Raw genomic sequence first — 14,090 nt, forward strand, 5'->3', positions numbered from 1 at the left:
TGTTTTTCTACCGAAAAAAATTCTTCAGTTAAAACCTTGTTCGTTACCTCGTTATATTTTTGCAGGAACTTCCACAAAGTTCTTCGAATGGATTGCACCCACTCTAATTTGAAAGATAATGGAATTGCATGTGTGGCCCAAGCTATACCTTCTTGTATAGCAAATGATTGAAGTTCTTGTTCTTTACCCTCAATAATGTATTGAATCAGCAGATGGGCATTATTTATCAGGTCAATATTACCGACCGTTAAAATTTCTTCAATTTTTTCTTTCACATTAAACGCTTCGTTTAATAATGAATCTTCAAAATTCTCTTTATTCTCTTGGATGAATTCCAGTAATTTATATGATTCTAGTGAACCCTTCATAATTTTAATCCCCCTTTTAATATGCCTAAATTACCCTGTTTGTATTATTCTAATACTATAAGCTTCTAATTTAAAGGTAAATTGGAAGTGTCTACATTGGAAATAATTACCGAAAAAGAAATGAGTTTGAGAAAGTTATTAAATTTAATAGGTGTATTCATTTTTTGAGGTTCAGCTTTAATAAGCGTAACAAATCCAATTCCTTCGAATGAATACAAAGTATTTGTTTAAAAATGCGGGATAAATAAAGCATTATCTATTACTTAATTAATTTGAATTAAGGATCTTCAACAAACTGGCGCTTTTCTTCGATAAGACAACATAAATGATATTCAACAACCGGAGGCGATTATTGAAGAACTGAGGGAACTCCATATCAAGCTGGAGTTCCTTTTCTAGTGTGTTGTAATACACCGGGTAATAAATGGTGTTAAAAATATCACCTCAATTAGCAGGACTTTGTTGAGCAGTAAAGTCCTGCTAATTCCCATGCGATTTGATATGTTAAATATGCACATGAATTACTAGTAAGCCCTTATATATCAACAAAAAAGCATACCAATTCCTTTGCGGATGAGTATGCTAATTGATATGTTATTCACTGTGTTATTTAGCGGTTTGCACCTATCAGCCGAACCAGTTAGTCTTTTTTATCGCTGCTCTTTTTCCCCTTAATCTGAATGATTATAAAATTTATTAGATATGGAATCTATGAATTTACAATTAACTAAGTATTAAACAAGGATAGAAAGCGCTGTACTTAAACATTTTTTAAATAAAATTTAACCTTTGATAGAACCTGATTTTAACCTTCATTCCGTAAGATAAACTTAAACATGAAAAAGTATAAGGAGGATGAATCATTAAACTATCAGAATAGAAAAGAAATCCTGCATTAAGTACGGAATTTTTATCCATAGACCTAATAAAGAAAGCAGGGAAAAATATGAAAATAAAAAAGATAACGGGAAATATTCTATTAATCATAGCAGCAGTTCTCTTTCTTTGGTTTATTTACCATCATGTTATGACTAGATTTGAGCAGAAAAAGTACCAAGCATTAGGAGAATTGGTTGAAGTGGATGGAATGAACATGCATGTCTATACAAAGGGTGAAGGTGAAAATACAATTGTCTTATTAAGCGGTCTGGGGACGGCAGCACCAGTGCTGGATTTTGAACCTTTGATTAATGAGATGGCTAAGAACAACAAAATTGTAGTTGTAGAACCTTTTGGATATGGCTGGAGTGATTTAACAAATAAGAAGCGGACAGTGGAGAACATAGTGGAAGAATTAAGAACAGCTTTAAAGAATGCTAATATAGAAGGGCCCTATATATTAATGCCCCACTCCGTTTCCGGAATTTATACGATGTATTACGCCAATAAATATCCAGACGAAATTAAAGGTATAATAGGGATCGATTTAACTTTGCCGAAAGCCTTGGAGTATTTTAATGAATCTGCGCAAGCTTTCCCCAAGTATATGAGCTTTGCTGCCCGGACTGGGATAGCAAGACTGGCATTATTTATTAATCCTAATGATTTCCTCCCAATAGCACACGCAGGAACTTATTCTGAAGAGAATTTAAAGATGACCAAAACCATATCTGCTTGGAAAAGCTATAATCAAAATGTCGTGAATGAAGCAAATGAATTAAAGAATAACATAAAAAAAACAAATGATATGTCATTTCCTGCAACTATTCCTGTCATGATCTTCACTCCGGATAAAAAGGAAGCAAATGAAAAAGGCCGATCCAATAAAACTTTTTATCAAACGCAATTAAGAAACGTTGCTGAAAATAAACTCGTTATTTTAGAAGGGCACCACTACCTCCATTGGACGCGGTATAAGGAAATATCCGATTACGTGAATGAATTCATTTATCATTTTGAATAAAGGAAGGTTCTCGTTAATAACAGGCAGCTTAATTGTTTTTTTAAATGAGAGCATTTTTCCTTACAGTCTGACTTGGCAGGATAACACTCCAACAAAATGATACAATTATGATAATTGATTTTTAAAAGGGGTAATTAACACACACCACTTAAAATAAACATTCCTTGATAGTTAATGAGAATTACCTTCAAGAAGGAGTTAAGCATTTGAATATTAAATTAAATGAAAAAATCATTAAAGATAGATGTGGAACTGTCTCCTTCAAAAAAGGAGACTCTTTTTATCGGGGGAATCATGTGACATTTGATCATTATGGTCCGGATGGTTGTGAAGCCACGGTTACAGGTAAGGAAGATTTTCATGTCGTGATTGAAAAGGATGAGAGCGGAGGCTTTCGGACGAAATGCAGCTGTCCAGCGCTTGCTTCCTATCAAAAGGATTGTCAGCATATTGCCGCTGTTTTACTGTCGATTTATGAGCTTCAGCGACAAGGAACAAGTCCTGCTGATTCAAGCGTCAGGCACTCTGACTCTTCAACAAATCAAGCACTGACAGAGGGCTTGCTGACCATTTTTAATGATAAACCTATCCGATCAAGCAGACATCAGCTTCATTTTGAAAAAAGACAAGTACTGGGTGCGGAGTTTGTTTGTAAACCCATTAACATAGCTAAAAACGAAAACTTGTTTGGCATACAACTTAAGATTGGTTCTACACAAGTGCAAAATATCCGTCCATTTCTTCGGCAAGTGAAAGAAAGTTTGCCTAACCTTCTTTCCAATTCATTCACGTATGATCCAAATCTTCATTGCTTTCAAAAGGATACAGATGCTGTGATTCAGCAGCTCATACAAGTTAGTTATGATGAAAAGGTATATACGGACGAGCTGCCCGGAAAATCAGATTATGAGAGCAATAAGAATATTTTGCTGATTCCTCCATCTTCATGGGACAGGCTTCGTCCATTACTGGAGAAAGCGCCTAAAGTGAAGCTTGAGTATGACGGGAATATATATAAGGGCCTTAGCTTAATGAACGAACCACTTTCATTACAGTTTGACTTTTCTGAAGCGGGGGGCAAAGGCTTTCAATTGAAGATCAATGGGCTAAAACAAATGGTTGTACTGAATTCATATAGGTATGTTCTATATGAAGGAAAGCTAGTACAGATGAAAAGTGAGGACTGTAAACGTCTTTCAGACCTAAAACAGATGCTGGAAGCTTCAGGAACGAATCAAGTTCCGATTCCGCTTGAGCAATTAGAGTTTTTCATGGAAAAAGTGGTGCCAGGTTTGAGAAGACTGGGTAATGTCCAGATCTCTGAAGCCGTTTCAAAGAAGTTTTTAAAAACACCGTTACTAGCAAAGCTATATTTGGATCGTGTGAAAAATCGCCTGCTGGCGGGACTTGAGTTTCATTATGAAAACTTTGTTATTAATCCTTTGGAAAGGCGTGAACTTCCTGCAGGCTCTATGCTTATAAGGGATGTGGAGAAAGAGGAAGAGATCCTTGCGCTAATGGAGGATAGCTTATTTGCCAAGACGGACGGCGGGTATTTTCTGCATAATGAGGAGCTTGAGTATGAGTTTTTGTACCATGCCGTACCCAAATTTCAAAAGCTTGTCCAACTATATGCAACTACCGCTGTGAGAAATCGGATTTTCAGACAAAATGCCCGTCCGCAAATTAGGGTGAGGGTCAAAAAAGAGCGGACCAATTGGCTGGAGTTTAAATTTGAAATGGATGGCATTTCTGAAAAACAGATTCGTGAGGTTCTATTGGCTCTGGAGGAAAAACGCAAGTACTATCGTTTGCGGAATGGATCGCTCATGTCGCTTGAGACAAGAGAATTTGAAGAAATCAACCGGTTTCTGAATGCACTGCCGGTCCAAAATGAAAATCTGGAAAGCGGATTGAATTTACCTATTATCAATGGACTGCAGCTGCTTGATGCCGCCGATGACCATGCATTCAAGTTAGAAGAATCATTCCTTCAGTTCTTGGAAGACATCCGCAATCCGGGTGGTTTGGAGTTTGAGGTGCCAAAGGGTTTAGATTCAATCTTGCGGGACTACCAAAAGCAAGGCTATCAATGGATGAAAACACTTGCCGGTTATGGGTTTGGAGGGATTCTTGCGGATGATATGGGGCTTGGGAAAACGATCCAAAGCATCACTTACATTCTATCTGAGCTTCCTGACATTCGTAAAAAGAAGCTCCCAGTTCTTATTGTTTGTCCATCTTCTTTGACGTATAACTGGCTAAGTGAAATCATGAAATTTGCTCCGGTTTTAGAAGCTGTTGTCATCGATGGCAATAAAACAGAGCGGTTCGAGATTCAAAAGCACGCAGCGGATATGGATGTTGTCATTACTTCCTATCCGCTGCTGCGCAGGGACATTAATATGTTTGAGAAACAAGCCTTTCACACAGTGTTTTTTGATGAGGCACAGGCATTCAAAAATCCTGTGACACAAACAGCGAGAGCGGTTAAGAAGATAAAGGCAGAAAATGGCTTCGCCCTGACTGGTACTCCGGTGGAGAATTCACTGGAGGAACTGTGGTCCATCTTTCACGTTGTCTTTCCTGAACTGTTCCTTGGATTAAAGGAGTACAGTAACCTCTCAAGGAAAAAGATTGCACGAAGGATCCGGCCATTTTTGCTTCGCAGAATAAAAGAGGATGTTCTCGCAGAGCTTCCTGAAAAAATCGAGATGATGGATTCAGTCGAGCTGACCCCTGAACAAAGGACACTGTACGCTGCTTATTTGGCGAAGCTGCGGCATGATACGCTTAAGCATCTGGACAAAGATAGTCTCAGGAAAAACCGGATCAAAATTCTGGCTGGTTTGACACGGCTGCGGCAGATTTGCTGTCACCCCGCTTTATTTGTGGATGGCTATAAAGGAAGCTCAGCGAAATTTGAACAGCTGAAGCAGATTGTAGAGGAATCCAGACTTTCTGGAAGGAGGGTGCTGATTTTCTCCCAGTTTACGAAAATGCTTGAACTTATAGGGAGAGATTTAGCAGCTCAAGGGATTCCTTTTTTCTATCTGGATGGACAAACTCCATCAAAAGAACGTGTGGAGATCTGCAATCGATTTAATGCAGGCGAGCGTGATTTTTTCCTCATTTCCTTGAAGGCAGGCGGAACAGGTCTCAATTTGACTGGCGCTGATACCGTTATCCTCTATGACATTTGGTGGAATCCTGCAGTCGAGGAGCAAGCAGCAGACCGCGCCCACCGCATTGGCCAAAGGAATTCTGTACAGGTTATTAAGCTTGTCAGCAGAGGGACAATCGAGGAAAAAATGAATGAACTGCAAGAGAAAAAGAGACAGCTGATTGAAGAAATTATTGATTCTGAGGAGAAAGAGTCTACAGCACTTACCGAGGAGGACATTCGGGAAATATTAATGATATAGAAGAAGTTAAGTGCAGTTCAAATCAATCTGCCAGTTGCTGCTTTATAAAAGGCTCTTTTCATAAATATTGTTGCATTTAGACAAGGTGTCTATAACTATTAGTGGATTGCAGCGGAAAGGAACGGACAACATTTTAATAAAAAACAAAAATATATGCGAAAACAGCCTTATAAAATGTTGTAACTGTACCGATTCTCATTAGGCTAAAAATCGTTTTCTTCCATTATGTCATTTAGAATTTAAGTACATTCCCTTTACAAGTGCATAGGATATTTTTATAAACTGTGAAGGGATTGTGAAAAATGCACTATGCTCCTTATATGTATTCTTATCAGTATCCATATCAATACCCATATTATGTGAATGGGCCAATGAATAACTATGGGAGAAAATCTGTTTACTGGGCGTATCCTAATGAGATCATGCATGCAAACAGCTTTGATTCTATTCGCTCTTCAGGCGGAGCTGGAAATATTTTATTAACAGATTACGGACCAAATCCATTTACCGTAAATATCAATGAAGCAACGAAGCAAAACAATACTTATCGTACAGCTTTATGGACAGGAACCCATTTACAAGTGACTTTAATGAGTCTCAATGCTGGTGAAGATATCGGTTTGGAAATGCATCCTGACGTTGATCAATTTCTGCGGATTGAACAAGGCCAGGGAATCGTACAAATGGGCAAGAGTAAAAATGACTTAAATTTTAAAAGAAATGTTTATGATGATGATGCGATATTCATACCTGCGGGAACATGGCATAATCTAACCAATACAGGTAATGTTCCGCTGAAACTTTACTCGATCTATGCTCCTCCTAACCATCCATTTGGCACTGTTCATGTCACCAAAGCAGATGCAGTGGCTGCAGAAGAAGGAAGCGGTCATAGCAATGGAAATACAGCTGTTTTTGGCAGGACTCCAGATGAATGGGTACAGTACACGGAATTTTTGGTAAATGAAGGGTTAGAGGACGTTAAAAGAGGAATAAATGCTACACACATTCTTCAAGAATTTATTTTAATGGGAGTTCTTGTAGGGAAGGGGTATTCCCCTGAAAAAGCATATGAAACAGTTGAAGAATGGGAACGGACAGGAGAATCCAAACTTCTTCAGCAAAGCAAAAAGATGTAAAAGATTCTGTTAATAGAAATAAATGATTAAAAAATTGTAAAGGGTTTTGCCGAATCGGCAAACCCTTTTTATTTTTACACACAAAATGTTATATCTGCAATCATGGACACTTTATGGAGGAGAAATGCTCTTTATTATAGAAGTGATGGGTATAGAAAAAATCGGTTTTTACTAATGTGCTGTTTTTATAAATGATAACTTGAACCGAATTGAATTACTTTTAAAAGTGCTCGATTCAACGTTTGATAAGGAGAGCTGGTATGCTCCGCTTAAACATGCAATGGAAGGAATCACAGCAGAACAAGCAAGTTGGTGACCCCCTGAAGAGGCAGCTAAAACAATCTGGGAGAATGTTAATCATCTCATTTATTACAAAGAGAGGCTTGCCGCAAACATGGAAGGCCGTGACTGGACACTAAATCTCAGCGGGGACGAAAACTTCTATCTCACCGAACAATCAAATGACGAGAAGGATTGGAAAAAAGTCGTTGAACGAGCTGTAAACGCTCATCGCAATTTAAGAAAGATCCTAAGTGAAACTTCCGTTGAAGAACTTGACCAAAATGGTCTTGAAGGGAAACTGCTGGATATCTTTCTTCACGACGCATATCATACGGGTCAAATGATTCAAATCAGAAAAATGCAGGGGTCGTGGCCATCCCATCGCTGATTCGTATGTATAAACAGTTTGTTTTAGTGAATGAAATGATTATTTAACCACAATAAAATTGATTGAGGTACTTCCCCGACCTTTAATTTTGCCCATAAAAAAACTGCACCTCCAAATGTTAGATCATGTCTAACATTTGGGGTGCAGTTTTTTTATCAGTCATCTTTTCTGTCTGGATCATTCATATCTTCCGGATCTTCAATTGGATCCTCTGGGTCTGGATCTGAATCTTTTTCATCATCTTTATTCATTGTATCATTTTCATCTACACCTGGTGCTTCATCATTTCCATTCTCATTTTCATCCATGCCGGGTTCTTCCTCATTTTGTTCTTCTTCAGGCGGTGCCGGATCCTGATCATCATTCGTGGCACACCCAGCAAGAAGGAAAGCTGAGACCAATACACCCATAAGCAGTGATAACCATTTTTTATACATAATAAAACTCCTTTCTATTTACATTGTTTTTACTATTTCCAGATCCGATAGAACTTATGTAGACAAACCGCAAGAATAATGAAATCTGTCATTTATATTCATAAAAACCATAGATGAGGAAAATCTAACAAAAATAGGATGGAAAGAAAGGGACTGGAAATATGAAAGAAACACTGGAAACGATTGAGCATTTTTTTACTGAGCATCTTTCTGCGCCGCATAAAATTCCTTCAGTTGAACCTGATGATGACGGTTACAGGGCAGTGGTTGAAATTATTGAGGAAAAAGAATATATGAGAAAATACGCACGAGATGAAATGGTAGGCGTTTATGAGGTGAAGCTAAACCGCGAAAATGAAGTGATTTCTTATTCGCGCATCTATTTAAAGAACAGGGGGGAAACAGGACATTGGGAGTAAGTTCAGAAAAAAATGGATTGTATGTATTTTGCATCGCTGAGAATAAGAGCAGGAAATCAGAGAGCATTTATTTTGCAGGCAAGGAACGTGATTTGATTTTCCTGCCTTATCGGGAAATGGTTCTTGCAGCTGCAGTGGTTCCTCTCAATCTGCGTCCGTTAAAAGAAAACCTGCTTATGCACCAGAAGGTTATTGGCTCTCTTTTAGAAACAAGTGATACTGTCTTTCCGTTTAGCTTCGGACATGTGATCAGGTCAAATAAGGAAGCAGCCTCTCTGCTGCAGCGTCTATATCCTCAGCTTAAAAATATGTCCCCGCTAATCAGAGGGAAAATAGAAGTTGGACTGAAAGTGATCGGTAAAAAGGATTGGCTATTAAAAAAGCTGGGAGAAGCACAATCCGGGCTGAGCGGGGGGCCAACAAGCACCAAGGAGCGTATAAAACTAGGTGAAATGGCTGAACACTTTTTTCTGAAAGTAAGGAAACAGTTTGATCTGAATCTTCATCAAAAACTTTCATCTGCTGCTGATCAATCCAGACTGAACAGCATTTTAACCGAAACCATGCTGCTGAATGCTTCTTACTTAATCAAAAAAGAGGAGGAAGCAGCCTTCGATCGTCTAGTGGAAAGTCTGTGTGAACCTTTGAAGGATCAAGCTGACTTTATCTATACAGGGCCTTGGCCAGCATATAATTTTGTTGACATCAGGCTTAAGGAGGAAAAAAGCTCATGATTTCCATTCTTTTATTTCCATTAAAGCTTTTACTGATGACAGCTGAAAAAGTGAAGGAGGAGGCAGACCGGGAGCTTTATGATGTTGGGGTAATACAAAGGAAGCTTTTGATGCTTGAAGTTCGGCATGAAAACGGCGAGTTGGCTGATGACGAGTTTGAACAGCAATATTCACAATGGCTGTGCAGGTATGAAGAAGCCAGAGAAAAAGAACGTCATGCATGGACGGATTGGATAGAATGCACATCAGATTAAGATCATGCGCTTGAATAAATGACTAAATGATATTGAACTGACTGAATTTGAGGGGTAACACAATGGGCGATTTGATTTATTTATATGGATTGATACCAACGGAAGAAGAGGCATTACAACAATTGTTTCCATCTCTCACAGGCTTTGATGGAAAACGAAAGCTGTATACCATTCTAATCGACAATGTCACAGCCGTTGTGTGCGAACTGGATTCTGATGATTATTCAGAAGAAGCCATTAAAGACAAGATTGACAGTGATATGGAATGGCTGCAGGAAAAAGCTCTCCATCATCATGAAACGGTTGCTGCCCTTTATAAGTGCTTTACAATCATTCCGCTGAAGTTTTGCACCATATATAAAAATGAAGAAAGCCTGCAGCAAACGATTCAATCAAATGTCTCACAGATTGAAGAAACCCTTTCTATGCTTCAGGGAAATGAAGAATGGAATGTGAAAATCTATTCGGATGATAAAGAGCTGAAGAAGCAGATAAGTGAAAACAATTCTGCGATTGAAGCGAAAAAAAAGGAAATAAGCGAGCTGCCGCGCGGAAGACAATTTTTCGAAAAGAAAAAGATTGATAAGCTGACCCAGGATGAGCTTGAAAATGAGAAGAATCGAGTTTGTGAACAAGTGCATGAAAAGCTGAAGGAGCACTCGCTTCACGCAGCGATTAAGAAAAATTGGAGCAAAGATGTCACAGGTCTAAAAGAAAACATGGCATGGAACAGCGTGTTTCTTCTTCCGATTTCCAGTGTGGAAAACTTCCTGAAAGAAATAAAACGGTTTGAACAGGAATTAGGAGGCACCGGCTGGAGGTTCGAAGCCACAGGCCCATGGCCGGCATACCATTTCTCCAGTTTTTCATCGAAGTGAGGGATCTGCCAGATGTCTCTTAGAGAATCAATTGAAAACAAGGATATTGCACTCATTGATATTTTAGATGTCATTATCGATAAAGGTGTGGCAATCAAAGGCGATTTAATTATTTCAATCGCAGGTATAGATCTTGTGTACTTAGATTTACGAGTTTTAATTGCTTCCGTTGAAACACTTGTTCAATCAAAAGCAGGCAATCGGAAGCCCGTCACATCTGATCAATTTTATAAGCAGAGGGAGGAGTTAGCGGGTGCAGCAGGCGAACGGAACAAATGGCAGAATCCAGCTAGATCCTGACAATGCAGAGCAGGGACTTGCGCAGCTTGTCTTGACCATTATTGAGCTTCTAAGGCAAATTGTCGAGCGTCATGCGATGCGGCGGGTGGAGGGCGGAACACTTACGGATGAGCAAATTGAAAATCTGGGTGTTGCCTTGATGAATCTGGAAGACAAAATGGAAGAATTGAAAGAGATCTTTGGTCTCGATGCCGAAGATTTAAACATCGATCTCGGTCCTTTAGGAAATTTGCTCTAGCTTTCATATTGTATCCGATAAGGAGGAGAAAACATGCTGTCAGAACATTCTCTGCAGGCAGGTTCCATAGTAGATGTTTTAGAAAGAGTTTTGGACAAAGGTGTTGTGATTGCTGGAGATATCCGCATAAATCTTGCAGATGTTGAGTTATTAACGATAAAAATCAGATTAATCGTTGCATCGATTGATAAAGCAAAAGAAATTGGACTCGACTGGTGGGAAACAGATCCATATTTTAGTTCAAGAGCTTCGCAGCCAGAGCGAAAACAGGTGGATGGCAGAGACTATCCGTTAGATATCCTAGATTTAGAAAGGTTAGTTTAAGGAAGGGAGTGACTGGATGTGCGTCATGAAAATCGTCAGGATCCCGTTCTCGAAACCCTCGTAATCACAGCAAATCATCATGATATTAAAGTGAATCTTCTATTGACCGTGAATGGGGTGCTAGTATCAGGAACAATGATTTCAGCAAAGGAATACTTAATGGAATGCGGGAAGCGATTTGAGAAAAATGAAGACGATGAAACAAAATTACTGAGTCAGAAATTTTATGAGGCAAGTAAAGGCACAGGAGACCACAAATCTGCTGCTTATGTTCATTTGAAAAATGTGCAAATTAAAGGCAACCAGGTTCCTTCTTCTTCCTATTGGAGATGCAGGATCGACGATGTGAGCGGGTTTGTTATAGGCAATTGAAAATAGTGATGAGAGAAGGGATTAGGATGCATGTCAAAAAAAGCAATGATGGATCAAGCCTTGTCGAAGTCATTGACAGAATTTTGGATAAGGGCATTGTCATTGATGTCTATGCCAGGATATCGGTTCTTGGATTAGAAGTGATTACTGTAGAAGCACGAATCGTGGTATCAAGTATTGAAACGTGGCTGAGATATGCAGATGCGGTGGATCTCCTTAAAAATGGAGAAGACGAGCCTGATCAGGGGGGACCAAAGGAGCTCCTGGATCGACTGTTATTTCCGATTTAATGATCAACTTACATATAGAAGAGATTCATGAATATAATTTTAATAATCATTAACATAATGTTCACGTTTACAATGATGCAATAAGCTGATGAAGTGATAAACTAAAAGTATAAATTGGATGATTTTAGGGAGGAATCAGCATGTCACATTTTGGTGAACATTTAAAACATTATCGTGAGCTGAAAAACATGAGTCAGGAAGAACTTGCTTTTAAAGCGCGTCTTGGACGCCAAACCATCGAAAAGTATGAATCCGGTGAAAAAGTGCCTGACACCCAAACCATCTTAAAACTCTCTACGGTCCTTGATGTGCCTGCATCAGAACTTGTTGATAAGGAGAATTTTCAAAAGAAAAACAAAATAAATTAATCATTTAATTAAAAAAGCGTTTCCCTCATTTCAAGGGATACGCTTTTTTAGCGTAACAACTGATTAGTAATCAATCCAACAAAGACAGCTGCTGACAGGAAAGCAGGAATCGAAATTAAGATTTTACTCAGTAAACGGATTTTGCTGAAGCGTTTATATCCTTTTTCAATCAGCTTATAACCGAAATAAAACAATGCTCCAGAAATAACGATAACGATAAAATCTATTAAAGTAAATGGTTTGCCTAAATAAGGGTCAATACATAGATTAAAGGTAATAACTGCACTGAATAAGATGAATTGATAGGTGAAAAAACGAACTAGACTCATAAGATTTTTCTCCAGTACAAGGATGATTAATATACAAATTATAAACTTGATTTGCAAAAATGTAACCTGCAGAAATGTTTTTTGCAGGAAAATAATCCTTTTATTGTAATAAATTCCACAAATATATTGTGAAAATAAGGATAAAGGTGTAATATTACACTATGCAATGAGTTCAAGGAGTGTTGAGATGTTTTTTAAACTGTTTTTATATTTCGGATTAGTTCCATTTACTCTATCCATTTTATCTGTTGTTTTTTTAAGTGCTGGGCTAAATAGTATATTCATAGCTTCACTTATAGTCTTTATCGCAGGTGGTTTTGCGGCAGGATGGCTGAAATCCAGAAAGCCGAATGAAAATGATTTATTGATCGTTTCCCTGCCGGTTGCGTATACAGCGCTGCTATGGGCAGTGTGTATGCTTGTAAGCGGAGGATTTACAGGGGACGGCGCGTGGCTTTATTACGGAATTTTTCACATGGCCTATGCACCGGTTTTTTTCTTTTCATCTTTTGAAGGAGAAGGAAGAACCTTTTTATGGGCACCTCTTGCTTATGAAATGGCCTTACTAGTGCCGGTGCTGATTTCCCTGTTAGTAAATAAGCGTGTGTTCGCTTTTTCCCTTAAAAAAGGGATCGCTATTCTTTCCATTATAATAATAGGAATCGGCACTGGAGCTGCTGTTCAAATGAATCGGAATAAAACAGTGCTCCCTTCATATGGCTTTGAATATGGCGGCGGGTTTTCAAGTACGGATCTGACACCTTATGAAGTGACAAATCCTGATAACAAGCTGCCAAAACTGAAAAACAGTTCAGATTTTACGATTGAAAATTCGAGTGAAATGCCTGTTCTTGACGGGGCGGAAGCCGCCTATCCAGTATATTCAGCATTTGCAGAAGCGACCTACAAAAATGTCCAGTCTGCCGTTTCGATGGAAAAGGAAGTTGTCAGCTTTACGAATACCATTTATGCCTATGAACGGCTGCTGTCTGGTGAGGTCGATCTTTACTTTGGGGCTGAACCGTCGAAAGAACAGAGATTGATGGCTGAGGAGGCAGGGGAAGAACTTGTCATGACTCCGATTGGAAAAGAGGCTTTTGTTTTCTTTGTCAATCCTGGCAATAAGATTGACAGTCTATCCGTATCTGACATTCAAGGCATTTATTCAGGTGAAATCAATAATTGGTCTCAGCTTGGGGGAAAGGATGAAAGGATAGTTGCTTTTCAAAGGCCTAAAAACTCTGGAAGCCAGACACTGCTTGAAAAGATTATGGGGAATACGCCGATTGAAAAACCATTAAAAGAGGAAGTGCCTCAAGGAATGGGCGGCATCATTGAGCAAGTCGCTGATTATCGGAATTATGAGAACGCCATCGGGTTTTCTTTCCGTTTTTTTGCAACGGGAATGAAGGAAAATCAAGACATTAAGCTTCTTGCAATTGATGGCGTCAAGCCGGACCCGGAGAATATTTCAAGCGGGGAGTATCCATTTACCGCCAATCTTTACGCCATCAGCTTAAAATCAAATCCCAATAAAAACATTGACCCGTTTTTGGAATGGATGAGAGGGCATCAGGGTCAGCAGATTGTTGAAGAGATTGGGTACATAAAATATGAATGAACTTAACTTAATAGCACTATA

16 protein-coding genes and 2 pseudogenes are annotated in these 14,090 nt (G+C 38.8%); 15 read left to right on the forward strand and 3 right to left on the reverse strand.

What is annotated here, in order from left to right; translation table 11 throughout:
* Positions 1-368 (reverse strand): annotated as a pseudogene (locus GJU41_RS22070) (STAS domain-containing protein); the annotation flags it as partial.
* A gap of 946 nt (positions 369-1,314) precedes the next feature.
* On the opposite strand from GJU41_RS22070, the gene GJU41_RS22075 reads away from it, so the two are divergent.
* The 4 genes and pseudogenes from GJU41_RS22075 (at position 1,315) to GJU41_RS22090 (ending at position 7,505) form a co-directional block, all read left to right on the forward strand.
* Positions 1,315-2,271, forward strand: coding sequence for an alpha/beta fold hydrolase (locus GJU41_RS22075; RefSeq protein WP_224771454.1), 957 nt, complete (start codon positions 1,315-1,317; stop codon positions 2,269-2,271).
* 206 nt (positions 2,272-2,477) lie between these two features.
* Positions 2,478-5,696 carry a DEAD/DEAH box helicase gene (locus GJU41_RS22080; protein ID WP_154319613.1) on the forward strand — a complete coding sequence of 1,073 codons (3,219 nt, stop codon included), beginning with the start codon at positions 2,478-2,480 and terminating at the stop codon, positions 5,694-5,696.
* A 371-nt stretch (positions 5,697-6,067) separates the two neighbouring features.
* Positions 6,068-6,835, forward strand: a complete 768-nt coding sequence (locus GJU41_RS22085; RefSeq protein WP_318185826.1) for a cupin domain-containing protein — start codon at positions 6,068-6,070, stop codon at positions 6,833-6,835.
* A gap of 199 nt (positions 6,836-7,034) precedes the next feature.
* Positions 7,035-7,505, forward strand: a pseudogene (locus tag GJU41_RS22090) (DinB family protein).
* Positions 7,506-7,660: 155 nt separating this feature from the next.
* Here the strand turns inward: GJU41_RS22090 and GJU41_RS22095 are convergent.
* Positions 7,661-7,942, reverse strand: coding sequence for a hypothetical protein (locus GJU41_RS22095; RefSeq protein ID WP_070877691.1), 282 nt, complete (start codon positions 7,940-7,942; stop codon positions 7,661-7,663).
* Positions 7,943-8,103: 161 nt separating this feature from the next.
* Here GJU41_RS22095 and gvpO point away from each other — a divergent pair, with 161 nt between their 5' ends.
* The 10 genes from gvpO to GJU41_RS22145 all read left to right on the forward strand — a co-directional run bounded on the left by gvpO (position 8,104) and on the right by GJU41_RS22145 (position 12,119).
* The gene (gvpO, locus tag GJU41_RS22100; RefSeq protein WP_070877690.1) at positions 8,104-8,361 is read left to right on the forward strand and encodes a gas vesicle protein GvpO; all 258 of its coding nucleotides are present in this window, start codon (positions 8,104-8,106) and stop codon (positions 8,359-8,361) included.
* Positions 8,352-9,095 carry a GvpL/GvpF family gas vesicle protein gene (locus GJU41_RS22105; protein ID WP_070877689.1) on the forward strand — a complete coding sequence of 248 codons (744 nt, stop codon included), beginning with the start codon at positions 8,352-8,354 and terminating at the stop codon, positions 9,093-9,095. Before gvpO ends, GJU41_RS22105 begins: the two co-directional genes overlap by 10 nt.
* A complete protein-coding gene (locus GJU41_RS22110; protein WP_070877688.1) occupies positions 9,092-9,349 on the forward strand; it encodes a gas vesicle protein GvpG in 258 nt (85 codons plus the stop codon). Before GJU41_RS22105 ends, GJU41_RS22110 begins: the two co-directional genes overlap by 4 nt.
* Before the next feature lie 62 nt (positions 9,350-9,411).
* The gene (locus GJU41_RS22115; protein WP_154319615.1) at positions 9,412-10,227 is read left to right on the forward strand and encodes a GvpL/GvpF family gas vesicle protein; all 816 of its coding nucleotides are present in this window, start codon (positions 9,412-9,414) and stop codon (positions 10,225-10,227) included.
* A 12-nt stretch (positions 10,228-10,239) separates the two neighbouring features.
* Positions 10,240-10,527 (forward strand): gas vesicle protein, encoded by a 288-nt coding sequence (locus GJU41_RS22120; protein WP_154319616.1) that lies wholly within the window; start codon positions 10,240-10,242, stop codon positions 10,525-10,527.
* Positions 10,481-10,765, forward strand: a complete 285-nt coding sequence (locus GJU41_RS22125; protein ID WP_070877686.1) for a gas vesicle protein K — start codon at positions 10,481-10,483, stop codon at positions 10,763-10,765. The genes GJU41_RS22120 and GJU41_RS22125 overlap by 47 nt, the downstream gene beginning before the upstream one ends.
* Positions 10,766-10,798: 33 nt before the next feature.
* Entirely contained in the window at positions 10,799-11,089 is a 291-nt protein-coding gene (locus tag GJU41_RS22130) for a gas vesicle protein (protein WP_070877685.1), read from the forward strand.
* 18 nt (positions 11,090-11,107) lie between these two features.
* The gene (gene gvpU / locus GJU41_RS22135; protein ID WP_154319617.1) at positions 11,108-11,461 is read left to right on the forward strand and encodes a gas vesicle accessory protein GvpU; all 354 of its coding nucleotides are present in this window, start codon (positions 11,108-11,110) and stop codon (positions 11,459-11,461) included.
* 26 nt (positions 11,462-11,487) lie between these two features.
* Positions 11,488-11,751, forward strand: coding sequence for a gas vesicle structural protein GvpA (gene gvpA / locus GJU41_RS22140; RefSeq protein WP_070877683.1), 264 nt, complete (start codon positions 11,488-11,490; stop codon positions 11,749-11,751).
* Positions 11,752-11,891: 140 nt separating this feature from the next.
* Positions 11,892-12,119, forward strand: a complete 228-nt coding sequence (locus GJU41_RS22145; protein ID WP_070877682.1) for a helix-turn-helix domain-containing protein — start codon at positions 11,892-11,894, stop codon at positions 12,117-12,119.
* A 47-nt stretch (positions 12,120-12,166) separates the two neighbouring features.
* Here GJU41_RS22145 and GJU41_RS22150 read toward each other — a convergent pair whose 3' ends face one another.
* Positions 12,167-12,448, reverse strand: a complete 282-nt coding sequence (locus GJU41_RS22150) for a hypothetical protein (protein ID WP_154319618.1) — start codon at positions 12,446-12,448, stop codon at positions 12,167-12,169.
* Positions 12,449-12,635: 187 nt separating this feature from the next.
* On the opposite strand from GJU41_RS22150, the gene GJU41_RS22155 reads away from it, so the two are divergent.
* The gene (locus GJU41_RS22155; RefSeq protein WP_154319619.1) at positions 12,636-14,069 is read left to right on the forward strand and encodes a PstS family phosphate ABC transporter substrate-binding protein; all 1,434 of its coding nucleotides are present in this window, start codon (positions 12,636-12,638) and stop codon (positions 14,067-14,069) included.
* The last annotated feature ends 21 nt before the right edge of the window (positions 14,070-14,090 follow it).

It is taken from the genome of Metabacillus idriensis (assembly GCF_009674765.1).
Lineage (GTDB): Bacteria > Bacillota > Bacilli > Bacillales > Bacillaceae > Bacillus_P > Bacillus_P idriensis.

Coding starts and splice junctions, on each gene's coding strand:
- GJU41_RS22075 (WP_224771454.1), top strand. CDS start 1,315: ATGAAAATAAAAAAGATAACGGGAAATATTCTATTAATCATAGCAGCA.
- GJU41_RS22085 (WP_318185826.1), top strand. CDS start 6,068: ATGAATAACTATGGGAGAAAATCTGTTTACTGGGCGTATCCTAATGAG.
- GJU41_RS22095 (WP_070877691.1), bottom strand. CDS start 7,942: ATGTATAAAAAATGGTTATCACTGCTTATGGGTGTATTGGTCTCAGCT.
- gvpO (WP_070877690.1), top strand. CDS start 8,104: ATGAAAGAAACACTGGAAACGATTGAGCATTTTTTTACTGAGCATCTT.
- GJU41_RS22110 (WP_070877688.1), top strand. CDS start 9,092: ATGATTTCCATTCTTTTATTTCCATTAAAGCTTTTACTGATGACAGCT.
- GJU41_RS22115 (WP_154319615.1), top strand. CDS start 9,412: ATGGGCGATTTGATTTATTTATATGGATTGATACCAACGGAAGAAGAG.
- GJU41_RS22120 (WP_154319616.1), top strand. CDS start 10,240: ATGTCTCTTAGAGAATCAATTGAAAACAAGGATATTGCACTCATTGAT.
- GJU41_RS22130 (WP_070877685.1), top strand. CDS start 10,799: ATGCTGTCAGAACATTCTCTGCAGGCAGGTTCCATAGTAGATGTTTTA.
- gvpA (WP_070877683.1), top strand. CDS start 11,488: ATGCATGTCAAAAAAAGCAATGATGGATCAAGCCTTGTCGAAGTCATT.
- GJU41_RS22145 (WP_070877682.1), top strand. CDS start 11,892: ATGTCACATTTTGGTGAACATTTAAAACATTATCGTGAGCTGAAAAAC.
- GJU41_RS22150 (WP_154319618.1), bottom strand. CDS start 12,448: ATGAGTCTAGTTCGTTTTTTCACCTATCAATTCATCTTATTCAGTGCA.
- GJU41_RS22155 (WP_154319619.1), top strand. CDS start 12,636: ATGTTTTTTAAACTGTTTTTATATTTCGGATTAGTTCCATTTACTCTA.